The organism is Chryseobacterium sp. SIMBA_029 (genome assembly GCF_046535275.1).
Lineage (GTDB): Bacteria > Bacteroidota > Bacteroidia > Flavobacteriales > Weeksellaceae > Chryseobacterium.
The window spans coordinates 1-372 of record NZ_JAWRXA010000082.1 but is presented as its reverse complement, the minus strand read 5'-3'; the positions used below and the strand labels follow the sequence as shown (position 1 = coordinate 372).

Below are 372 nucleotides of genomic sequence, written 5' to 3'. Positions count from 1 at the left end.
GTGCATCAACCATCTGGAGACCATCAGCGCCGGTCGCATCCGGGTCAATGATGAACTCATTGGCTACAAGGAGAAGGATGGCAAGCTCCACGAGTTGCACCTCAAAGACATCGCACGCCAGCGCCGGAACATCGGCATGGTGTTCCAGAGGTTCAACCTGTTCGGGCACAAAACGGTCCTGGAGAACATCATTGAGGCTCCGGTCCATGTGCTGGGCCGCCCGCGCAAAGAGGTGGTAGTGGAGGCGCAGGCCTTGCTGGACCGTGTTGGGCTGGGCGACCGCGGGAGCTCCTACCCGCAGGAGCTCTCCGGCGGGCAGCAGCAGCGCATCGCTATTGCCCGGGCACTGGCCATGAAACCCCAGCTGATGCT

At 61.8% G+C, this 372-nt stretch carries 1 protein-coding gene; it reads left to right on the top strand.

Annotation, left to right across the window (positions count from 1 at the left end; all coding sequences use genetic code 11):
- A partial coding sequence (locus tag SB679_RS23320; RefSeq protein ID WP_410704664.1) for an ATP-binding cassette domain-containing protein occupies positions 1–372 on the top strand: 372 nt, incomplete at both ends.